18 protein-coding genes and 2 pseudogenes are annotated in these 20,824 nt (G+C 70.6%); 9 read left to right on the top strand and 11 right to left on the bottom strand.

The window, feature by feature from the left end:
• The first annotated feature begins 68 nt into the window (after nucleotides 1-68).
• Nucleotides 69-1,103, top strand: coding sequence for a LacI family DNA-binding transcriptional regulator (locus tag GWK25_RS27325; protein WP_215453917.1), 1,035 nt, complete (start codon nucleotides 69-71; stop codon nucleotides 1,101-1,103).
• Between the two features lie 46 nt (nucleotides 1,104-1,149).
• Here the strand turns inward: GWK25_RS27325 and trxA are convergent, their stop codons facing one another.
• Nucleotides 1,150-1,536, bottom strand: a complete 387-nt coding sequence (gene trxA, locus GWK25_RS27320; protein WP_184902431.1) for a thioredoxin — start codon at nucleotides 1,534-1,536, stop codon at nucleotides 1,150-1,152.
• A 130-nt stretch (nucleotides 1,537-1,666) separates the two neighbouring features.
• Between trxA and GWK25_RS27315 the strand changes: the two genes are divergently transcribed.
• Nucleotides 1,667-3,133, top strand: a complete 1,467-nt coding sequence (locus tag GWK25_RS27315) for an NAD(P)/FAD-dependent oxidoreductase (RefSeq protein WP_215453916.1) — start codon at nucleotides 1,667-1,669, stop codon at nucleotides 3,131-3,133.
• Between the two features lie 139 nt (nucleotides 3,134-3,272).
• On the opposite strand, the gene GWK25_RS27310 is transcribed toward GWK25_RS27315, so the two are convergent.
• Nucleotides 3,273-3,929, bottom strand: a complete 657-nt coding sequence (locus GWK25_RS27310; RefSeq protein WP_215453915.1) for a peptide deformylase — start codon at nucleotides 3,927-3,929, stop codon at nucleotides 3,273-3,275.
• Between the two features lie 198 nt (nucleotides 3,930-4,127).
• Here GWK25_RS27310 and GWK25_RS27305 point away from each other — a divergent pair, with 198 nt between their 5' ends.
• Complete coding sequence (locus GWK25_RS27305) at nucleotides 4,128-5,537, top strand: PepSY domain-containing protein (RefSeq protein ID WP_215453914.1); 1,410 nt, start codon at nucleotides 4,128-4,130, stop codon at nucleotides 5,535-5,537.
• A gap of 9 nt (nucleotides 5,538-5,546) precedes the next feature.
• On the opposite strand, the gene GWK25_RS27300 is transcribed toward GWK25_RS27305, so the two are convergent.
• The gene (locus GWK25_RS27300; protein ID WP_215453913.1) at nucleotides 5,547-5,996 is read right to left on the bottom strand and encodes a winged helix DNA-binding protein; all 450 of its coding nucleotides are present in this window, start codon (nucleotides 5,994-5,996) and stop codon (nucleotides 5,547-5,549) included.
• Nucleotides 5,993-6,493: a MarR family winged helix-turn-helix transcriptional regulator gene (locus tag GWK25_RS27295; RefSeq protein WP_215453912.1), complete on the bottom strand. Its 501-nt coding sequence runs from the start codon at nucleotides 6,491-6,493 to the stop codon at nucleotides 5,993-5,995. The genes GWK25_RS27300 and GWK25_RS27295 overlap by 4 nt, the downstream gene beginning before the upstream one ends.
• A 174-nt stretch (nucleotides 6,494-6,667) precedes the next feature.
• On the opposite strand from GWK25_RS27295, the gene GWK25_RS27290 reads away from it, so the two are divergent.
• Complete coding sequence (locus GWK25_RS27290; protein WP_215453910.1) at nucleotides 6,668-7,633, top strand: pirin family protein; 966 nt, start codon at nucleotides 6,668-6,670, stop codon at nucleotides 7,631-7,633.
• 596 nt (nucleotides 7,634-8,229) lie between these two features.
• On the opposite strand, the gene GWK25_RS27285 is transcribed toward GWK25_RS27290, so the two are convergent.
• Nucleotides 8,230-8,664, bottom strand: a complete 435-nt coding sequence (locus tag GWK25_RS27285) for a hypothetical protein (RefSeq protein ID WP_215453908.1) — start codon at nucleotides 8,662-8,664, stop codon at nucleotides 8,230-8,232.
• A 21-nt stretch (nucleotides 8,665-8,685) separates the two neighbouring features.
• Between GWK25_RS27285 and GWK25_RS27280 the strand changes: the two genes are divergently transcribed.
• The gene (locus tag GWK25_RS27280; RefSeq protein WP_215453907.1) at nucleotides 8,686-9,162 is read left to right on the top strand and encodes a DUF488 family protein; all 477 of its coding nucleotides are present in this window, start codon (nucleotides 8,686-8,688) and stop codon (nucleotides 9,160-9,162) included.
• A gap of 66 nt (nucleotides 9,163-9,228) precedes the next feature.
• Here the strand turns inward: GWK25_RS27280 and GWK25_RS43835 are convergent.
• Nucleotides 9,229-9,300 (bottom strand): annotated as a pseudogene (locus GWK25_RS43835) (MarR family transcriptional regulator); the annotation flags it as partial.
• 231 nt (nucleotides 9,301-9,531) lie between these two features.
• Here GWK25_RS43835 and GWK25_RS27275 point away from each other — a divergent pair.
• Together GWK25_RS27275 and ppk2 are read left to right on the top strand one after the other, a co-directional pair.
• Nucleotides 9,532-9,774: a DUF6411 family protein gene (locus GWK25_RS27275; protein WP_215453905.1), complete on the top strand. Its 243-nt coding sequence runs from the start codon at nucleotides 9,532-9,534 to the stop codon at nucleotides 9,772-9,774.
• A 70-nt stretch (nucleotides 9,775-9,844) separates the two neighbouring features.
• Entirely contained in the window at nucleotides 9,845-10,801 is a 957-nt protein-coding gene (gene ppk2 / locus GWK25_RS27270) for a polyphosphate kinase 2 (RefSeq protein ID WP_215453904.1), read from the top strand.
• 86 nt (nucleotides 10,802-10,887) lie between these two features.
• Here ppk2 and GWK25_RS27265 read toward each other — a convergent pair whose 3' ends face one another.
• Complete coding sequence (locus GWK25_RS27265; protein WP_215453903.1) at nucleotides 10,888-11,268, bottom strand: TraR/DksA C4-type zinc finger protein; 381 nt, start codon at nucleotides 11,266-11,268, stop codon at nucleotides 10,888-10,890.
• A gap of 47 nt (nucleotides 11,269-11,315) precedes the next feature.
• A complete protein-coding gene (locus GWK25_RS27260; protein WP_215453902.1) occupies nucleotides 11,316-11,642 on the bottom strand; it encodes a TraR/DksA C4-type zinc finger protein in 327 nt (108 codons plus the stop codon).
• 293 nt (nucleotides 11,643-11,935) lie between these two features.
• Here GWK25_RS27260 and GWK25_RS27255 point away from each other — a divergent pair, with 293 nt between their 5' ends.
• Together GWK25_RS27255 and GWK25_RS27250 are read left to right on the top strand one after the other, a co-directional pair.
• Nucleotides 11,936-12,889, top strand: coding sequence for a sensor histidine kinase (locus tag GWK25_RS27255; protein ID WP_215453901.1), 954 nt, complete (start codon nucleotides 11,936-11,938; stop codon nucleotides 12,887-12,889).
• On the top strand, nucleotides 12,886-13,551 hold the full coding sequence (locus GWK25_RS27250; protein ID WP_215453900.1) for a response regulator transcription factor: 666 nt from the start codon (nucleotides 12,886-12,888) through the stop codon (nucleotides 13,549-13,551). The genes GWK25_RS27255 and GWK25_RS27250 overlap by 4 nt, the downstream gene beginning before the upstream one ends.
• A 276-nt stretch (nucleotides 13,552-13,827) precedes the next feature.
• On the opposite strand, the pseudogene GWK25_RS27245 reads toward GWK25_RS27250, so the two are convergent.
• The 3 genes and pseudogenes from GWK25_RS27245 to GWK25_RS27235 form a co-directional block, all read right to left on the bottom strand.
• Nucleotides 13,828-14,886 (bottom strand): annotated as a pseudogene (locus tag GWK25_RS27245) (endo-1,4-beta-xylanase); the annotation flags it as partial.
• A 130-nt stretch (nucleotides 14,887-15,016) separates the two neighbouring features.
• Nucleotides 15,017-16,663, bottom strand: a complete 1,647-nt coding sequence (locus GWK25_RS27240; protein ID WP_215457623.1) for a glycoside hydrolase 43 family protein — start codon at nucleotides 16,661-16,663, stop codon at nucleotides 15,017-15,019.
• A gap of 722 nt (nucleotides 16,664-17,385) precedes the next feature.
• Nucleotides 17,386-20,748: a discoidin domain-containing protein gene (locus tag GWK25_RS27235; RefSeq protein WP_251829060.1), complete on the bottom strand. Its 3,363-nt coding sequence runs from the start codon at nucleotides 20,746-20,748 to the stop codon at nucleotides 17,386-17,388.
• Nucleotides 20,749-20,824 lie beyond the last annotated feature (76 nt).

The raw sequence follows: 20,824 nt of genomic DNA, 5'->3' as shown, positions 1-20,824 counted from the left end.
GAGCTCCCGCATGGCTGGCACGCCCCGGCCGGAACGACCTTCACCGCTTCTGCAAGGATGCCGTCCTCATGGTGCAGATACCGAAAGAGCCCGCCCCGCCCTCGCCCCTGCAGCGATCCGTGCCGACCAGCTCCGACGTGGCTCGACTCGCGGGTGTCTCACGCGCGACGGTCAGCTACGTCCTGAACAACACCAGCGCGGTCCGGATCAGCGAACCCACCCGCCGCCGGGTCCACGAGGCGGCCAAGGAACTCGGCTACGTCCCCCACGCGGCGGCCCGTAGCCTGCGCGCCGGCCACAGCCGTCTGGTCCTCATGCCCACCCCGAACGTGCCCATCGGCCCGCTCTACAGCCAGTTCATCAACGAGATCCAGTGGGCCCTGAGCCGCCTCGACTACACCGTGGTGCAGCACGGCGGCATCGGCCTGCGCGGCGACGACGCCGCCCGCGCCTGGGCCGAACTGCGCCCGGTCGCCGTGATCGTGCCCGGGGTCGGGATCGGTCCGCAGGGCGTGGCCGTCCTCAAGCGCTCCGGAGCCAAGGCCGTCGTCACCCTCACCCCCGAACCCGTCGAGGGCGCCCACGCGTTGATCCTGGACCACGCGGGCGTCGGCCACAGTGCGGGACGGCACCTGGTCGAGCGCGGCCGCCGCCGGATCGGGGTCGTCGTGCCCGAGGAGCCCGGCTTCGGGGTCTTCTCCCAGCCCCGCCTCGCCGGCGTACGACGCGCCGTGCAGGGCACGCAGGCGACGGTCACCGAGCTGCCGCTCGCGTACGACGAGGCGGCCGCGTCCCGGCTCGCCCGTGACTGGCGGTCCCGCGGGCTGGACGCGGTGTTCGCCTACAACGACGAATACGCGATGCTGCTGATGCGGGCCCTGCAGGACGAGGGCATCGGCATCCCCGACGAGACGGCCGTGGTCGGCGCCGACGACCTGATGATCGGACGGCTGCTGCGGCCGCGCCTCAGCACCGTCCACCTGGAACTGCCGTCCGGACGCGACCTCGCCGAACTGGTCGACCGCGTGGTGCGCGACCCCGCCACGATCCCCACGACGCACGACGTACTGGCCGCGAGGATCGTCCACCGTGAGTCGAGCTGAACGCACCCGGGTGACGGATCCGGGCGACGGGGCCGGCCACTGACGGCTACTGACCGTTCTGCTCGACCTGCGCCTGCTGCTCGGCGACGGCCTTGCGGACCTCGTCCATGTCCAGCCTGCGGGCCTGCCCGATGACATCGGTCAGCGCCGCCTCCGGCAGAGCGCCCGGCTGCGCGAACACCGCGACCTGGTCACGGACGATCATCAGCGTCGGGATCGACTGGATACCGAAGGCCTGCGCCAGCTCCGGCTGGGCCTCGGTGTCGACCTTGCCGAACACCAGGTCGGGATTCTCGTCGGCCGCCTTCTCGTAGACCGGGGCGAACTGCCGGCACGGCCCGCACCAGGACGCCCAGAAGTCGATCAGGACGAACTCGTTGTCGGTGACCGTCTGGTCGAAGTTCTCCTTGGTGAGCTCCACGGTGCTGCTCATGGCGTGCATCCCTCTTCCTGGTCTCTCTAGGTGCTCGGGCGAGCCGCTCTCGACAACGCCACCCCACGGTGGCGTATTCCGCGCGCGTACCCGTGTGGCCACGGCGCACACCACCAACCAGACTGGCCCCATGACGGATACGGAAAACACCGGAACCACCGAGAGCGCGGCTGAAGCGACGACGATCGAGTACGACGTCGTGGTGCTCGGTGCCGGACCCGTGGGGGAGAACGTCGCCGACCGCACCCGCGCCGCCGGACTGTCCACCGCGATCGTGGAGAGCGAACTGGTCGGCGGCGAATGCTCGTACTGGGCGTGCATGCCCAGCAAGGCCCTGCTGCGCCCCGCGATCGCCCGCGCCGACGCCCGCCGCGTCCCCGGCCTGCGCCACCTGGTCGACGGCCCGCTGGACGCCGCCGAGGTGCTCGCCCACCGCGACTACGAGACCGCCCACTGGAAGGACGACGGCCAGGTCGGCTGGCTGGACAGTGTCGGAGCGACGCTCTACCGGGGACACGCCCGCCTGGCCGGGCCCCGCCGCGTGGTCGTGGACGTGCCCGACGGCGGCCGCCACGTCCTCACCGCCCGGCGCGCGGTGGTCGTCTCCACCGGCAGCCGCGCCCTGCTGCCCGACCTGCCGGGACTCGCCGAGGTCCGGCCCTGGACCAGCCGGGAGGCCACCAGCGCGCAGGAGGTGCCCGGTCGGCTGATCGTCGTCGGCGGCGGTGTCGTGGCCGTCGAGATGGCCACCGCCTGGCGCTCCCTCGGCTCCGAGGTCACCGTCCTCGTCCGCGGCAAGGGCCTGCTGCCCCGCATGGAACCCTTCGCCGGCGAACTGGTCGCGGAGGCGCTCATCGAGGCGGGCGCGGACGTCCGCACGGGGACGTCGGTGAAGGCGGTGTCCCGCGAGAACGGGACCGTGGTGGCCCTGACCGACACCGGCGACCGTCTGGAGGCCGACGAGATCCTCTTCGCCACCGGTCGCGCCCCGCGCACCGATGACATCGGCCTCGACACGGTCGGCCTGGAACCCGGCACCTGGCTGCCCGTCGACGACAGTCTGCGGGTGACGGGCAGCGACTGGCTGTACGCGGTCGGCGACGTCAACCACCGCGCGCTCCTCACCCACCAGGGCAAGTACCAGGCCCGGATCGCCGGGGCCGCCATCGCCGCCCGCGCGGCCGGTGTCCCGCTCCTGGAGAGCGATCCGTGGGGTGCCCACGCGGCCACCGCCGACCACGCGGCCGTCCCCCAGGTCGTCTTCACCGACCCCGAGGCCGCCGCCGTCGGCCTCTCCCTCGCCGAGGCCGAACAGGCCGGCCACCGCGTCCGCGCGGTCGACGTCGAGTTCTCCTCCGTCGCGGGCGCGGGCCTGTACGCCGACAGCTACCGGGGCCGCGCCCGCATGGTCGTCGACCTGGACCGCGAGATCCTCCGCGGTGTCACCTTCGTCGGCCCCGGCGTGGGCGAGCTCATCCACTCCGCCACCATCGCGGTCGCGGGAGAGGTCCCGATCGACCGCCTCTGGCACGCGGTGCCCTCGTACCCGACGATCAGCGAGGTGTGGCTGCGGCTGCTGGAGGCGTACCGGGGCTGAAGCGCGGAGCGGGGCCGGCGATCGGGAGCCCCTCGCACGCCGGTCGCCGGTCGCCGGTCGCCGGTGTCGGCTGGTCGGTGTCGGCCGGTCGGTGTCGGCCGGTCTGTGTCGGCTGGCAGGCGTGGGCCGGCAGCGTCGGCTAGTCGGGCAGGAGGAAGCCCAGCTCCCGTGCGGCCCTGGCGGGGGTCGGGTCGTTCCAGCGGTCGGCCATCGCCTGGTTCGAGGAGAGGGACCTCGGTTCGGCGTGGTCGAGGTAGAGCGTGCCGTTGAGGTGGTCCGTCTCGTGCTGGACGATCCGGGCAGGCCACCCCGCGAACTCCTCGTCGACCGCCCGCCCGTGCTCGTCGAGCGCCCGTAGCCGCACCTTGGCGTGCCGGGCCACCACGGCCTGCCAGCCCGGCACGCTCAGACAGCCCTCGTAGAACGCGTCACGGAACGAGCCCACGGCCTCGTACGCCGGATTGACCAGGACGCGGAACGGCTGCGGCACCCGGCCCCGGGCCAGCCGTACCTCTTCCGGAACCGGCGCGGGGTCCTCGATCACCGCGATGCGCAGGGACACGCCCACCTGGGGTGCGGCGAGGCCGACGCCCGGTGCCGCGTGCATGGTGGCGCGCAGGGCGGCGACGAAGCGGGCGAGGAGACCCGGGCCCAGCTGGCCGTCGAAGGGCTCGGCGGTGCGGCGCAGCACCGGGTCGCCCGCGGCGACGATCGGCAGCGGCCCCTCGTGGGCGAGGAGTTCCTCGACCCGGTCGCTCAGGGGGCGGGACTCGGTGCGATCACGTTCGGAAGCCATCGGGCCAGGATGCCAATCGGCCGCGCGCGACGCGAGGCGGCTCTCGCACGGCCGCCCGTGCGACCGCCCCTCTCGGCGGCGGCGCGACACCGGCGCACGCTCCTGTGACCCACGTCACAGAAAGGGTCGGGAACTCGGAGCCCGCTCGCCCCGACTACTGAACCGCCACGACGTCCCCGCATCCCGGAGCATCCGCCGATGACCATCGCCCCCTCGACCGAGACGGACGAGCCCCAGAAGTCCTTCGCCAAGCCGGACGGCTCGCCGAGGGGCTGGGCCGCGCTGCGGCCGCTCGTCCTGCGGCTGCACTTCTACGCAGGCGTCCTCGTCGCCCCGTTCCTGCTGGTCGCCGCTCTGACCGGCGGGTTGTACGCCGCCTCGTTCACCGTCGAGGACATCGTCTACGCGGACCGGATGACCGTCGCGAAGGTGGGCGAGGAGAAGCTGCCGATCTCCGAGCAGGTGGCCGCCGCCCGCGAGGCGCACCCGGAGGGCACGATCTCCGCCGTCCGGCCCTCCCCGAAGGACGACGCGACGACCAGGGTGCTGCTGACGGGCGTCGAGGGCATCGACGAGAACAACACCCTCGCGGTGTTCGTCGACCCGTACACGGCCGAGGTGCGCGGGGCGTCGGAGCAGTACGGCTCCACGGGCGCGCTGCCGGTGCGGACCTGGATCGACAAGTTCCACGCCAACCTCCACCTCGGCGAGCCCGGCCGCCTCTACAGCGAACTCGCCGCCAGTTGGCTGTGGGTCATCTCGGGCGGCGGCCTGGTGCTCTGGTTCGCCCGCGGCCGCGCCCAGCGCAAGGTGCGCGGCACCTCGGGCCGCCGTCGCACCCTGGGCCTGCACGGCACGGTGGGCGTCTGGGCGGCCCTCGGTTTCTTCTTCCTCTCGGCGACCGGTCTGACCTGGTCCACGTACGCGGGCGCCAACATCGAGGTCCTGCGTACCGAACTCCGTCAGGCGACGCCGGCCGTCTCCGCCGCGGCGGGCGACCACGGCGACCACGGGGGCGGTTCGGCGGCCGAAGGGGCGGCCGCGGAGGGCGACTTGGACAAGATCCTGGCCGCCGCGCGTGCCGAGGGCCTCGGCGACCCGGTGGAGATCGTGCCGCCCGCCGACGCGTCCTCGGCGTACGTGGTCAAGCAGGTCCAGCGCAGCTGGCCCACCAAGCAGGACGCGGTGGCCGTGGACCCGGCGAGCGCCGAGGTCACCGACACCCTCCGGTTCGCCGACTTCCCGATCCTCGCCAAGCTGTCCCGCTGGGGCATCGACGCCCACACCGGCGTCCTGTTCGGCCTCGCCAACCAGCTCCTGCTGATGGCGCTCGCGGCCTCCCTGGTCGTGCTGATCGTCTGGGGCTACCGCATGTGGTGGCAGCGCGGCCGTGCCTCGTCCTTCGGGCGCCCGCTCCCGCGCGGCGCCTGGCAGCACGTGCCGCCCCAGATCCTCGTCCCCGCCCTCGCCGTCGTCGCGGTCCTCGGCTACTTCGTGCCCCTGCTGGGCATCCCGTTGGCGGCGTTCATCGCGGTGGACGTCGTCCTGGGCGAGGTGGCCCACCGGCGCGGCAAGCGGTCGTACGGCGGCCGGGCGGAGTCGAAGTAGCGGGCGGGCTCACTTCATCGCGGCCAGCTCGGCGTTGGCGCGTTCGGTGATGAGGGTCAGCGTGCGACCGGCGGCGGCCAGTTCCTCGGCCGGGATGTCGGCGTAGATCCGGGCGGAGATGGGTGCCGTCTCGGCGACGGACCTGCTGTGGGCCTCCTGCCCGGCGTCCGTGATCCTGAGCCGGGACGGCCGCGCGGGGTCTGCCTCCAGGAGCCCCGCGGCGACCGACTCCTCGACCATGACCCGTATCTCGGCCTTCTCGGCCTTGAGCGAGTCGACGACCTGGTCCACGAGGGCCTCGCGGTCGAGGGGTTCGTCGGCTCCCGCGACGGCACGCAGGGCCAGCGACTGCTGGAACGTCAGACCGTGTCGGGCCAGGACCTTCTCCAGCACCCCGCGGGCGGCGTAGTGGGCGAGCCCGACGACCCGGGAGGTGAGGACGGGGGCGGTGGTGGTCATGGTTGCTCCTTGTCGTGTTCCTGTGCGGTGGACGGGACGAGCGGCATGTCGAGCGGTACGTCGAGCAGGGTGGTCAGCTCGCGGGCGAACGCCCGGGTGCGGGTGCCGTCGAGGCCGCCCAGCGGTTCCAGCAGCTGGTCCATCAGTCCCTGGACGACCTCGATCGCGCGCCCGGTGACCTCGCGCCCCTGCTCGGTGAGTGCGAGCCGTACGGCGCGGGGGTCGCGAGGGTCCCGGGTGCGTTCGAGGAGTCCGGCGGTCTCCAGGGCGCGGGCCAGCTTGGAGACGTACAGGGCCTCCAGGCCGGTGTGGTCCGCGAGCTGCCGCTGACTGGGCCGCAGTCCGTCCCGGTGCATGCCGTACAACGACGCCACCAGCGCGTACTGCGCGTGCGTCAGGCCCAGCGGAGCGAGCGCGCGGTCGACCGCGACCCGCCACTTCATGGACAGCCGCCAGACGAGAAACCCGGGCGTCGCGCCCTCGATGACCGAACTCATGACCGATACCGTACATGGCTACTATAGCCATGGCTAGTAAATATGCCGCCTTGCCGGGGAAGGCGGCCGTACGCCGGGGGAGGCGGCCGTACGGTCGCCGCGGTCGGCGCTGACCACGTCATGGAGTACCGGGGACGACTGACGACGCGCGCCGGACGGGGCTAGGTTGGAGGCATGAGCAATCTTGATCGCGAGGCGGTGCCCGCGGTGTGCGGTGGCCGGGGCTTCGTGGTGGCCGAGCCGGTTCGTGAACTCCTCAGCCCCCGCCGGGTGAAGCTCGGCGAGTCGAGCGAGGTGCGGCGTCTGCTGCCCAACCTGGGCCGCCGCATGGTGGGCGCGTGGGCCTTCGTCGATCATTACGGCCCCGACGACATCGCCGACGAGCCCGGCATGCAGGTGCCGCCGCATCCGCACATGGGTCTGCAGACGGTCAGTTGGCTGCACCAGGGCGAGGTGCTGCACCGCGACTCCACGGGCAGCCTGCAGACCATCCGCCCCCGCGAGCTGGGCCTGATGACCTCGGGCCGGGCGATCAGCCACTCGGAGGAGAGTCCGAAGTCGCACGCCCGTTTCCTGCACGGTGCCCAGCTCTGGGTGGCGCTGCCGGACAGTCACCGGCACACCGACCCGCGCTTCGAGCACCACGCCGAGCTGCCCGTCGTCACGGCGTCCGGCCTGAGCGCGACCCTCATCCTCGGCAGCCTGGACGGCGCGACCTCGCCCGGCACGACGTTCACGCCGATCGTCGGTGCCGACCTCACGCTCACACCGGGCGCCGACCTGCGCCTGCCTCTCGAACCCGACTTCGAGTACGCGGTCCTGTCCATGTCCGGCGAGGCCCACGTCGACGGCGTCCCCGTCCTCCCCGGCTCCATGCTCTACCTCGGCTGCGGCCGAACCGACCTCCCCCTGCGCGCCGACACGCACGCCTCTTTGATGCTCCTCGGCGGCGAGCCGTTCGAGGAGGAGCTGATCATGTTCTGGAACTGGATCGGACGGTCGCAGGAAGAGATCGCACAAGCCCGGCGGGACTGGATGGAAGGGTCGCGGTTCGGGGAGGTAAAGGGCTATGACCGGGATCCGCTGCCGGCTCCCGAGCTGCCGCCGACGCCTCTGAAGCCGCGAGGCAGAGCCCGTTGACCTGCGGAAATGACTGATCGTTCGGTGCCGGGTGGGTAACGTGCTGCCGGGTGCTGGCTCGCGCTCGGCAGTCGCTCGCGGGGGGAGCGGAGGGGTGCGGCGCAGCTACGGTTTCGGGCGCTGGGTGGTTCCAGGGTCTGGCTGTCTGTTGGTAGCTGTGGCAGGACTCTTGCCAACCCTTGGCCAACTCTACTGACGCGCCATCAGTTTCAGTCGGCGGCTCGTGTTCCCGCTTTGGGGGTGTGGAGGGGGCATCGTCAGCTGAGTGGTCAACGGAGGATTCCGGCTTGGCGGGCGATCAAGTCGCACCCTGGTATCAGGACCTGGCGCTCGGCCTGTTGTCTTGTGGCAGTTCCACAAGGCGTGACTGTCCGTAGCAGTGAGCGTGAGCGCTATGGGTACTGCTTCCCGGAGGGGGACGCCTGTCGGAATGCTCCTGGCAGCTTCCTCGTCTGCTGGTGTCCATGGCGCGCATGGCGTTGAACAGCGAGAATGCACGGCCCCCAGGACTTCGCCGTGGAGAGGCTGTTGCGCGACGCGATCTGCCTGCGGGCCGCCACCGGGGTCAAGCGTGCCGCTACGGCAGCGTGATCGCGTCACTGCCCGGCATCGACGGAATCCGGTCGGAGCGCGGGGATGTCCCAGTGCTCCACGATCCGGCGATCGACCAGTCGGAAGATGTCGACACCGAGGCCGGTCAGACTTCCGACGCGGACGCGCTCGAGGAACCACACCAGATCGCCTTCGGCGACAGTGGCGACGACAGTGAAACTCGGTCTGAACTCATCGGGAAAGGCGCCGATTTCCTCCAGCGAGCGACGGATGGCCTCAGGACCGTCGGGGATGTTCTCATTGTGCTGGAGGTAGACCTCGCCCCAGTGGTCAGCCACGACGGTGTCGAACTCGATGAATCGGGCGACCACGCCCGCCATGAGATCGACGACGCAGCGGCGCTCCTCACCGTCGCCAAACCCGGCTGACGTGTGAACCGCGCAGAGGAGAGCCGCGGACAGTTGCTCACCTTCGGGCACAGCACCGCCACCAGAGAACAGATGGCCGCGCTCCTGGACAGTGCCGAGGTACGGGCGGTGGTCGACGTCCGCACCGCTCCCGGAAGCCGCCACAACCCGGACACGAACCGTGGTGCGCTGGAGCAGTGGATGCCGCGTCAGGGCATCGCCTACCGGTGGGAGCCCCGGCTCGGCGGCTTCCGCAGGACCGCGCCGGACTCACCGGACACGTTCTGGCAGAACGCCTCCTTCCGCGGATACGCCGGGTACACACGGGACCCGCAGTTCGGGGCAGCCATGGACGAGCTCCTCACAGAGGCCGCGACTGTACGCACCACGGTCATGTGCGCGGAAGCGGTGTGGTGGCGCTGCCACCGGCGGATCATCGCCGACTTCGCCGTACTCGCGCGCGGGACCCCGGTGTTGCACCTGTCCCATGACGGGCGGCTGACCGAGCATCGGCCGACGCCTGGTGCGCGGCTGCGTGACGATGGCCTCCTGGTGTATGACCAGCACTGAATCGCGATATGCGGCGCCGCAGGCGCGGATCACCTCGGTGACCGCCGTCGGCCGATGGCTGCGCGGCACCCCGAGCCGCTCCTTCACGACCGCGCGCAGCCGCTGCTCCAACGCCCGGGTCGCGGCCGGCAGAAGCATCCACGCATGCAGCTCGGCGGGCAGCGACCGTCGTCGACGGGGCGTCCGCCGAGCCGTCGTCCACCGATCCGTCCAACGTCGAACCGTCGGGTTCGGTGCCCGCGTGACGTGAACAGGCCCTCCCCTTCCTCCGCGCGGGCACAGAGCCGCTGAAGCGGCTCGCGGCGCGCTCACATGGACGGACGCCGACGGGGAACCCGTACGCTCCCGACCAGCCTAGGGAGACAACTCGTGATCATTGCCGTCGTAGTCGGAGTGTGTGTGCTCCTGGCTGTTCTCGCCTTCTTCGTCCCGCGCCTCTCCCGTCACCCCGAGCGCGGCACGCAGCGTTCGCTCGGTGCCGGGTCGCGGGTGGGCGGCAAGGCGCCCGGCGCCCTGGGCCGGCTGTTCAGCAAGCCGTTCCGGTCGAGTTCCCGCGCCGTCGGCCGCAGCGGCTCGGCGGGCCGCCGTACCCGTGGACGCATGCCGTTCTGACGTCGGCAGGGTGGGCTGGGCCGTCCGGCACCGTCCGGAGCGGGCGATGATCCCATACGGGAGTGGTGTGATGAACGCTGAAGACGCCGACGGACTGCTGGACGGCCTGACCGTGGACACCAGCCGACGGGAGCGGCCGGTCCTGCTCGACGGGACCGGCCGCCCCCTCACGACATGGCGTGAGAACCATCCCTACGGGCGCAAGGTCGGCCGTCAGGAGTACGAACGGCGCAAGCGCGTCCTGCAGATCGAGCTGCTCAAGCTCCAGCGGTGGGTCAAGGACGCGGGCGCGCGGGTGATCGTGGTGTGCGAGGGGCGTGACGCGGCGGGCAAGGGCGGCACGATCCAACGTCTGACCGAGCGGCTCAACCCCCGTGGAGCCAGGGTGGTGGCCCTGGACAAGCCCACGGAACGGGAGATGGGGCAGTGGTACTTCCAGCGGTACATCGCCCACCTGCCGACGGCAGGTGAGATCGTCTTCTTCGACCGGTCCTGGTACAACCGGGCCGGCGTGGAGCGTGTGATGGGCTACTGCTCGAAGGACGAGTACGAACTGTTCCTCGCACAGTGCCCGGCCTTCGAGCGGATGCTCGTCGACGACGGCTTCCTGCTGTGCAAGTTCTGGTTCTCCGTCTCCCGCGCCGAACAGCGCACCCGTTTTGCCATCCGGCAGGTCGACCCGGTGCGCCAGTGGAAACTGTCGCCCACCGACCTGGCCTCGCTGGACCGGTGGGACGACTACACGGAGGCCAAGGTCGACATGTTCCGGGCCACCGACACCGAACAGGCCCCCTGGACCGTCGTCAAGAGCAACGACAAACGCCGCGCCCGGCTGGAGACCATGCGCAGCCTGCTGTCACGCGTCGACTACGGAAACAAGGACCCCGAGGCGGTCGGCACCCCCGACCCGCTCATCGTCGGCGCCGCCAACACCCTCCTGGAACCCGGCGAGGAGGACACGGCCCTGTCACCGACCCCCCTGTCCCCGCACACCGAAGGGCCCGGCAGCCACCCCGGGGCCACCTGAGGGCCGGGTACGCCGTCGTCGGCTGTACCGTGAGCCGCGCGGCCGGGGGGTGCCGCAGGAGGGCGAGCGGGGCCGGTGGAACGTGGTCACCGGCCCGCCTCCCTGAGGTGCTGGCAGCGGCCGCAGTAGCGGGCCTGCGGCACGATCGTCAGACGCTCGCGGTCGATGGGCCCGCGGCACAGGTGGCAGTTGCCGTAGCGGCCCTGGTCCATGCGCTCCAGGGCCGCCTCGACGTCGGCGAGGACCATGCGGGCCGACGCGGCGAGCTGGACGCGTACCTCGGTCTGGGAGGCGGCCCGCCGGTCGAGCAGTGCCTCGGCGCGCGGCGCGGCCGAGGCCGTGAGCTGCTGGATCTGTTCGCGGCGGAACAGGCGCTGCTCGTTCAGGCTGTCGCGCAGTGCGGCCAGGTCCGCGGCCGACAGGGCCGTGCCGCGTTCGCGTTCGCCGATGGTCTGCTGGTTCACCACTTCACCCCTCGGGCTGTCAGGGAGACGGAGTCACCGGGCGGCGGTCGTCAGACCGCGTCTTGCCGGCAGGGGACACAGAACCGCGTGTAGGGCAGGATCTCCAGACGCTCTACCGGGATGGGCTTCGAGCAGCCCAGGCAGGTGCCGTAGGTGCGGTCCTGGACGCGGGCGAAGGCGGCGTCGATCTCCTTGAGGACGCGCTCGATGGTGTCCCGCTGCCCCGGCATCAGCTGCTCCCCTGCTTCGCGTCCGGCCTCGGCGAGGGCTCGCAGCTGCGTCAGGCGGGTGTCGCGTTCGTGGGCGAGGCGCTGCCGGGCCTCGTGCGCGGACAGCCGTCCGGGCCGGGACTCGGTCCGGGGTGTATCGAGTGACATGGCGGGTCCTGCCTTCCGCACGGTGGACGGGGGTACGACTTCACCGTGGCCGATGCGCCGCGCGAAACCCATCGGGCGCAATACCCATTCACCGCCGCACGGGGTCTACCGTGGCGTGGGCCGGCCGGCGGCGGAAATGGGTATCGCGCCCCATCGACGCGACCGCCCGGGTGCGGGCAGGCTTGCGGGGAGACCGGCCCGCGGCGGCGGGACACGGCACACGGGCCGGGTCGCGCGCCCGCCACGAGAACGACACAGCCCGTGTCACCGGCAGGAAGGAAGGCGTCGTCGCGGTGTCCCTGTTCTGGCGGATCTTCGCCCTCAACGCCGTCGTGCTGGGGACCGCGACCGCACTGCTGCTGTGGGCTCCGGTGACCGTGTCCGTGCCGGTGGTACTGACCGAGGCGATCATCCTCGTGGCCGGCCTGGGCGTCATGCTGATCGCCAACGCCGCCCTGCTGAGGATCGGGCTCGCCCCCCTGGACCGGCTGACGAGGCTCATGACCACGGTCGACCTCCTGCGGCCCGGCCAGCGGCTGCCGGAGCGCGGCCGGGGCGAGACCGCGGAGGTGATCAGCACCTTCAACGCCATGCTGGACCGGCTCGAACACGAGCGGGCGTCGAGCAGCGCCCGTGCGCTGCTCGCGCAGGAGGACGAACGCCGCCGTATCGCCCAGGAACTGCACGACGAGGTGGGCCAGAGCATGACCGCCGTCCTGCTGGGGCTGAAACGGGCGGCCGACGACGCGGACGAACCCCTGCGCGGCGAGCTGCAGCAGGCGCAGGAGATCACCCGCGAGAGCCTCGACGAGGTCCGCCGCCTGGTGCGCCGGCTGCGACCGGGTGTCCTGGAGGATCTCGGCCTGGTCAGCGCCCTGACCTCGCTGACCACCGAGTTCGCCGCCCACACCGGGCTGCGCGTCGTCCGTCGCTTCGACACCGGCCTGCCCGAACTGGACCAGGAGACCGAGCTGGTGCTGTACCGGGTCGCGCAGGAGGCCCTGACCAACGCGGCCCGGCACGCCGACGCCGGCCGGGTCGAGGTCAGCCTGAGCCCGGGTGACGGCGTCATCGTCCTGTCCGTCACGGACGACGGCCGGGGGGCGGGTGTGGCCCGGGAAGGGGCGGGGATCCGCGGGATGCGCGAGCGGGCCCTGCTCATCGGCGCCGCGCTGGACGTCACCTCCCGGCCGGCCACCGGTACGCACGTCCGCCTGACCGTACCCGTCCCCAGGAAGCAGCCATGACCCCGACCGACCCGACCGAGATCCGCATCCTCCTCGCCGACGACCACGCGCTCGTACGGCGCGGTGTGCGGCTCATCCTCGACGGCGAGCCTGACCTCCGGGTCGTCGCCGAGGCCGGGGACGGCGCGGAGGCCATCGCCCAGGCCCGCACCCACGACGTCGACCTCGCGGTGCTGGACATCGCCATGCCCCGGATGACAGGTCTGCAGGCCGCCCGGGAACTGATCGCGCTGAAGCCGGACCTACGCGTGCTGATGCTGACCATGCACGACAACGAGCAGTACTTCTTCCAGGCGCTGAAGGCGGGTGCCAGCGGATACGTGCTGAAGTCGGTCGCCGACCGCGACCTGGTCGCCGCCTGCCGGGCCGCCATGCGGGACGAGCCCTTCCTCTACCCGGGGGCGGTCACCGCGCTCGTGCGCAACTATCTCGACCGGGTCCGCCACGGGGAGGAACCACCCGACCAGGTGGTGACCCCCCGGGAGGAGGAGGTGCTCAAACTCGTCGCCGAGGGGCACTCCTCCAAGGAGATCGCCGAACTGCTCTTCATCAGCATCAAGACGGTCCACCGGCACCGCGCGAACCTCCTGCACAAACTCGGCCTGCGCGACCGTCTGGAACTCACCCGCTACGCCATCCGCGCCGGTCTCATCGAACCCTGACACCGCCCGCGGGCGCGCATGTCCGCCCGTCGCGCACGCGCCCGGAGCTCTCGGGCCGGCCAGGAGCGTTGGCACTGACGAAGCACTTGCATCAGGCACCGGAACGGGGAGGGGACGACGCATGGCACGCGGCTCGTCCACCGCCCCCCCGCGGGAGCGGGCTCGGCCAGGCAGCGGTGCTCGCCTTCCTGGTGGTGACCGCCGTCTCTTCGACCCGCTCCTGGCCTGGGACCTGTTGCAGCACCCCAGCTCAGGGGGTGGGGCCGGCCCGCATCAGGCGAGCGAGCCGCCCATCGCGGTGAGCGCCGACTGGTAGGCAGGCTTCTTGTTGCCGTTGCGGTCGAACAGCAATGGGTTCTCCCCGCTGCGCCAGGAGTCGCTGTCACGGATGCCCCAGACGGTGATGCCGGTGCAGCGGGACACCTCCATGCACGCCCGGACCGTGTTCGCGTACGCGGACCCCGGCGCCTGCGCGATGTCCAGCTCGGTGATCTGCACGTCCACACCGAGCGCGGCGAAGTTCGCCAGCGTCGTCCGGAAGCTGCCGGGGGGACCGCCGGCGCCGAAGTGCGCCTGCAGTCCGACGCAGTCGATGGGCACGCCCCGCGACTTGAAGTCGCGGACCATGCGGTAGACGCCCTGGGTCTTGGCGGCGTTCCAGTCCTCGATGTTGTAGTCGTTGTAGCAGAGCTTGGCCCCGGGGTCGGCCGAACGGGCGGTGCGGAACGCCTGCTCGATGAAGCCGGTGCCCAGCACGTCCCGGAAGACCGAGCTGCGCATCTGGCCGCTGTTGCCGTCGGCGAAGGCCTCGTTGACCACGTCCCAGGAGTGGATGCGGCCCTTGTAGTGGTTCATCACGGTGCTGATGTGGTTGTTCATCACGCCGCGTAACGTGTTCGCGTCCCTGATGGACTTCACCCAGTCGGGGAGTTGCTGGTGCCACACCAGCGTGTGGCCGCGCACGCGCTGGCCCCGGGAGGCCGCACGGTTCATGATCTGGTCCCCGGCCCCGAAGGTGAACTGGCCCCGGGACCGCTCGGTCGCGTCCCACTTCATCTCGTTCTCGGCCGTGACCGAGTTGAACTCCCGGTCCAAAATGCCGGTGTACTGGCTGTTCCCCAGCCGTCCGGCTGCCACGGCGGTTCCGAAGTACCGTCCGGACTGGGCGGCCTGAGCACCCAGGGTGGACGCCTTCACCGCCTTCTGTGAGCCGGTCGCGGTGCCGGGACCCGCCTCCGGCGCGCCGTTCGCGATGCCGGGCGTCGCGAGGGTCATGAGCGCTGCCAGGCCCAGTACCGATGCCCGGCGTCGGCCGAGCCGTTTCCACTGGTTCATCGTTCTCCTCGTACGGTCGGGTGCGGGTGCGGGTGCGGGTGCGGGTGCGGGTGCGGGTGCGAGTGATGGCGAAGCGGGTGTGGGTGATGGCGAAGCGGGTGGGAGCTTTCGGTGGTGCGGCGGACGGTCTTCAGGGGGTCGACACCTCGAAGCGGGTGACGCGGACGGAGCCGCCGAGTGCCCGGGTGGCGTGGTTGAAGAGGGCGAACCGGTAGCCCATGAAGAAGCGCCAGTCGTTGCCCATGGAGAAGGCGGGGCCGAGGCGGGTGAAGCGCGTGCCGTCGGTGCTGTAGGAGAAGGTGCCCGGCCGGGAGGACCCGGGGCGGATGTCGGCGTTCGCCCGCAGCCAGACGCGCCCGCCCGGCACGGTCGTGCTCGCCCGCTCGACTCCGGTTCCGGTGGTGTTCCAGTTGCCGTCCATGGTCAGCCCGTCGACCATGACCAGCCGGGTGACGCCGCCGTCGCGTTTGAGCCCGATCCACGCGGAGGAGTCACGCAGCAGCGCGAGTCCGGCCCGGTCGCCGTCGCGCATGGCCGAGGGGTCGAGCTGGACGGTGGCGGTGGAGGTGGGGCCCTGGATGCGGTGGGTGAGGGTGTTGCGGGCCCAGTACAGGTCGTTGGTGACGGTCGCGGTGGCCAGCGTCAGACCGTTGTTCACCGACCACTTCGTGTTGTCAGGGTTGTGGTTCCACTCCCACCTCGGTTTGAGGGTCGTCCCGTCGAAGGTGTCGACGCCGATCATGGGGGTCACCGGGCGGGGCGGGGCGGGCACCACCGGGGCGGGATACGAGGCGCCCCAGGCGCCGTTCACGAGTTGGACCACGGGCCAGCCGTCCGAGGTCCAGGTGATCGGCGCCAGAGCGGGCACCCGGCCGCCGGGGTACGCGTCCACGAACGCCAGGTAGTACCAGGCGCCGCTCTGTGTCTGCACCAGGCCGCCCTGGTGCGGGACACCGCCGCCGGGGATCGGCCCGCGCAGGTCGAGCAGGACCTGCCGCATCGTGTAGGGACCGAAGGGGCCGCTCGACGACTTCAGGATGTACTGGCCGTTCGCCGGACGGGTCAGGAAGATGTAGTACTGCCCGTTGATCCGGTAGAAGCGGGAGCCCTCCAGGGTGCCGACACTCGACGGTGTGGTGAACACCTGCTGGGTGCGGACCTGGGTGCGGCCGTCCGGTGAGAGCTGGGCGACGCTGATGGTGGTGTTGCCGTACGCCACGTACAGGGTGTCGTCGGTGTCGACGAGCAACCCGGCGTCGTAGTAGGGCGTGTTGATGGTGGTGAGCCTGTTCCACGGCCCCTCGACGGCGGTGGCGGTGTAGACGTACGTCCTGGCGAAGTCGATCTGGCCGAGCCAGTAGAAGGTTCCGTTGCTCGGGCGGTGGGCCAGCGACGACGCCCAGATGCCCCGGACGTAGCCGCGCCCGCCGTTCAGGTCGTACTTGGCGCCGAAGTCGAGGGTGGGCACCGCGTGACCGGCGATCTCCCAGTTCACCAGGTCGTACGAGCGCAGGACGGGTGCTCCGGGGGAGTAGTGCATCGTGGAGGCCGAGGCGTAGTAGGTGTTGCCGACGCGGATGATGTCGATGTCCGCGAAGTCCTGCCAGACGACCGGATTCGTGAGGTTCGCGGCAGCCGTGACCGATGGCCCCTGTTCCGGACCGGGGGCCGCGACAACCCGTGAGGCTCCGGTCAGGGGGAGCAGGGCGCCCGTCACCAGACCGGTGGCCGCGGCCAGCGTGCGACGGCGATCCCAAAATTGATCAGGGCATGACATATCCATGGCGTTCTCCTCGCACGTCCGGGCCGTTGTGGGGGCAGGTGTGGGGCCGGGTGCTGTGCCGACGTGCGACGTGGAGCGTGCGGTGGCTCGTCGAGGAGGGCGTCCCGGGGTCGGGCCTGCTTCTGCCTCGTTCGTGATGTCGTACATCGGTCGGCACATCGAGCACTTTGGATGATAGGAGGCCAGTAAACCCCGTCAATACCTCTCGCATGATTCGAATGATTCGACGAAATATTTCGTTCGAGCTGCGTGCCAGAATGAACCTCTGTCGGGAGCTGGTCGGAGCGAGGCGGATGCCCTGTTTGTGTGAGGCTGATGAACTCGCGCAACAACTCAAGCCGCTCCGTCCGGCGTTTTTCCGCCAGTTGAGCCGCCTGGCGCCTGACCTCGCTACGGCTGGCCTGCCGACCGGCGGTGAGCTGGGCCAGATACGAGAATCCACCCCCGAGCGCGAAAACCACGAGCAGTGGCGGCACACGCGAATACCCCGACGAGCTCCGCGAGCGGGCCGTCCGCGAGGTCCGCACCAGGGGCCGGCCGATCGCGCACGGCGTCAAGCCGGTTCGGCGACCTGGAGGCCATCGGCTCCTGCGGATGGTGGGAGGCGGAGATCGCCGCTTGTCACCGCCTGGCCGTGTCGTCGCTCTCTCCGGAGAAGCGGCGGTCAGGTCGTGGTGAATGACCTGACCGCCGCCTGCCCGTTTCGGGACGGCCTGCTACTTGATGCGGATCTCGGCGAGTTGGAGGCGGTACTTGCTGGACTCGTCCGAGGCGGGCTTGCCGAGCTTGGAGACCTTCAGGCGTAGATAGCGGCCGGTGGCGGCCGTGAGAGTGTAGGTCTGAGCGGCTCCGTCGGGGTTGGGTTCGGCGGTGATGGTGCGAGCCGTGGTGTAGGTGCCGGATCCGTCCGGGCGGGTCTGGAGCGTGAAGTCGACCGGGAAGCCGGCTGTTCCGCCGCCAGCTGCGCCGGTGTCCGTGCGGGGGTGAAGAGTGACGGACCCGATGGCCCGGTCGGCGCCGAGGTCGATCTCGATCCACACGGGGGTGTCGCTGACGCCGGCGGAGGGGAAGTCGATGCTCGTGAAGCCCCTGGCGCCGGACACGCTGGTCGTGGTGCCGTCCAGGAGCCGGGTCTTGCCCCAGTCGCCGTTCTCCAGCGTGTAGTTGGCCCTGACGGCGGTCGCGGCGGTGGGGACGGCGAGTTCGGCGAGTTGCAGCCGGTACTTGGTGGTCTCGTCGACGGGAGGGGTACCGAGCTTGGTGGCTTGCAGACGGACGTAGCGGGCGGTCCTGGTTTTGAAGCCGTACGTCTGCACGCGCCCGCCCGGGTTGGGCTCGGCGGTGACCGTGCGGACGGTGGTGTAGGTGCTCGACCCCTCGGGGCGGGTCTGGATCGTGAAGTCGACGGGGAAGCCCGCCGTGCCGCCGCCGACCGCCGGGGTGTCGGTGCGCGGGAAGAGCCGCACGGCGTCGACGTCGGTGTCGGCGCCGAGGTCGATCTCCACCCAGACGGGGTTCGCGCTGACATCGGCGGAGGGGAAGTCGATGCTGGTGTAGCCCCTGGCGCCGGTCACGCTGGTGAGCTTGCCGTCGGTGAGCCGGTTCCTGCCCCAGTCGCCGTTCTCCAGGCTGCTGTTGCTGGTGACGGGCCGACCCAGGGCGAGATTGTCCAGGCGGCCGGCGCCGGCGACGGTGAACGTCCAGCTGCCCGGCTGGAGGGTGAAGTAGACGTACGAGGAGTCCTTGCTCGCGTAGCTGAGCCCCGAGACGCTCCCGGTGGAGGCGCCGCCCGTGAAGACCGTGGTTCCGTTGGCCTTGATGACCGGTGAGGAGCCGCCGTACGTCGGAACACCCACCCGCGCGGTTGTTGCACTCGGGGAGGTGAGGGTCAGGGTGACCTGGTCGCCGTCGCGTGTGATGCCGAAGCGGATGTCGCCCTTGACGGTCGGTGTGACCGTGTTGATCTTCGTGAGGGTGCCGGTCTGCGGGATGACGTCGTACGTGGTCCAGCCGGGCTTGGTGGGACGGACGCCGGCGGCGTAGGCGGACAGCGCGTACAGGGGGCCACCGTTCCAGGCGTGGTTGTCGGTGCCACCGGACTTGTCCCATATTTCCCACAGGGTGTAGCAGGCGGGGTCGGCGACCTGGGCGGCGTAGCGGTTGCGCATCCGCTCCTCGGCGACGGTGGCCGCTCCCATGAGGTAAAGGGCTTCCAGGACGTAGAACTCCATGTAAGGGCTGGCGTTGAGGTGGGTGCGCAGCACCTCGGTGATCGCCCGGTGTCGGGAGGCGGGCGCGAGGCCGGCGACGACGGCGAGACCGTTGCCGCGGTCGTCGGTGTCCTTGGTGTAGCCGGGTGAGCGGTACTCGTTCTTGGACGTGTCCCACAGAACGCGGTCGAAGTTGGCCTTGATGCTGTCGCGCTTGGCCTGCCATGCGGCGACGTCACCGCTGTTGCCGCTGAGGCCGGCGAGGGTGATGGCCGTGCCCAGGGCCAGGTAGTACCAGCAGTTGTCCAGCAGGCGGGCGTCGATGTTGGTGCCCCAGTCCTCCCAGTCCCAGTCCCCCGCCCGGTGGTTGACCAGCCCGGCCGAGTCCAGGCTCCACAGGTTCAGGTACGCCTTCACCGCCGGGTAGGTGCCGGCGACCGCGTCGGAGTTGCCCGTGTAGAGGTGGTACGTACCGAAGGCCCACACCGAGGCGAGCATCTGGACGGGCAGTTCAGCGGTCCAGATGGTGGAGGGCATCGGCGAGTAGAGCACGCCACTCGGCTTCTGCCAGGCGGTCAGCTCGGCGATGGCCTTGGCGCCGAGGGCGTGGGAGCGTGTGTCGAAGGTGTAGAAGCCTTCTTTGAGCTGGTTGACCACATCGCCCCACCACTGGGCGCGTTCGCGGGTGGGGCAGTCCATGTAGGTGTCGCGCATGTTGACGTACATCGTGCGCGCCGCCTTGCCCCACAGGGTGTCGAAGAAGGCCTCGTTGCTGCTGAACGATCCGGCGAAGTCGGTGTCGTAGCCGGATTCCCGGTACTTCAGATCCAGAATGGTGACACCGGTGGGGATCGTGTACTTCACCGCCGTGCCGCTCATCCAGGCCAGCGCCTCGAACTCCTGGACCCCGCCCTTGCAGACGTAGGTGGCGCGAATGTTGTTCTCCGCCCCGGGTGTGAGGCCGGTCAGGCCGTCGCCGTCGGCGTAGTGGTCGGTCTGCACGCCGATCACCGCGCCGGCCGGAGCGTCCACCCTCAGATACGGCGTGACCTGGAGGTTCGAGGGCAAGGTGGCCGTGATGGCGGTGGCGCCCTGTCCCGTGGACGGAAGCGACGAGGCGTTGCCGTAGGACTTCAGGCTCGAGTACCGGAACTGTGGGACGGGCCGCCGGACGAGACCGTTCCAGGGCGCGGCACCGGCGGCTCCGAAGTCGGTGGGGGCACTCCACGCGCTGTCGTCGTAGCCGGCCGACTCCCAGGCGGTCATGGCGGTGGCGTTGCGTGCGTCGTAGTGGATGTTCGACTCGGGCAGGCGGAAGTTGACCTGGGTGCCGCTGGTGTTGTTGGAGTAGCCCGGATGGACGATGTGCTTCCAGCCGGTGTCGCTGACGAGCCGGGTGGTGGTGGAACCTGTGGTGATGTCGGACTGGAACAGCAGACCGCCCTTGCCGCTGCTGCTGTGCGAGAAGCCCTGCTTACCGAAGTACCACACCAGTAGCGCCACCGTGTTGCGGCCGCTCGTGAGGTACGGCGCGAGGTCGATCTCGTCGTAGTAGGTGCCGGTGCGGTCGGGGCCCCGCTTGAGCTGTCCGTCGAAGACGACGAGCGTGCCGTTGACCCACAGCCAGTACTTGGAGTCCGCCGCGATGTGCGTCACCGCCTTGGACGGCGCGGAACCCAGGGTGAAGGATCTGCGGAATGCCACCCACTGGTTCGTCGAGCTGGACGGAGCCCAGATCCACTTCGCGGTCCAGGAGACGGCGGCCGACGCCGGGGCGGCGAGCCCCGGCAGGAGCGCCGAGCCGAGGGTGGGCGTGAGCGCCACGGCTATGGCGGAGCACAGGATGGACCGGCGCGTTACAGAGGACATGTGGGCTCCTGCTGTCGATGTGCGGTGATGTATGGCGATGTGCGGTGATGTGCGGTGATGTGGGGTTTGCGGGGCG

Origin of the sequence: Streptomyces sp. ATCC 21386 (genome assembly GCF_018728545.1) — a bacterium.
Classification (GTDB): domain Bacteria; phylum Actinomycetota; class Actinomycetes; order Streptomycetales; family Streptomycetaceae; genus Streptomyces.
Note: the sequence above shows the minus strand (reverse complement) of the source record. Positions and strands in the feature narration are given on the sequence as shown.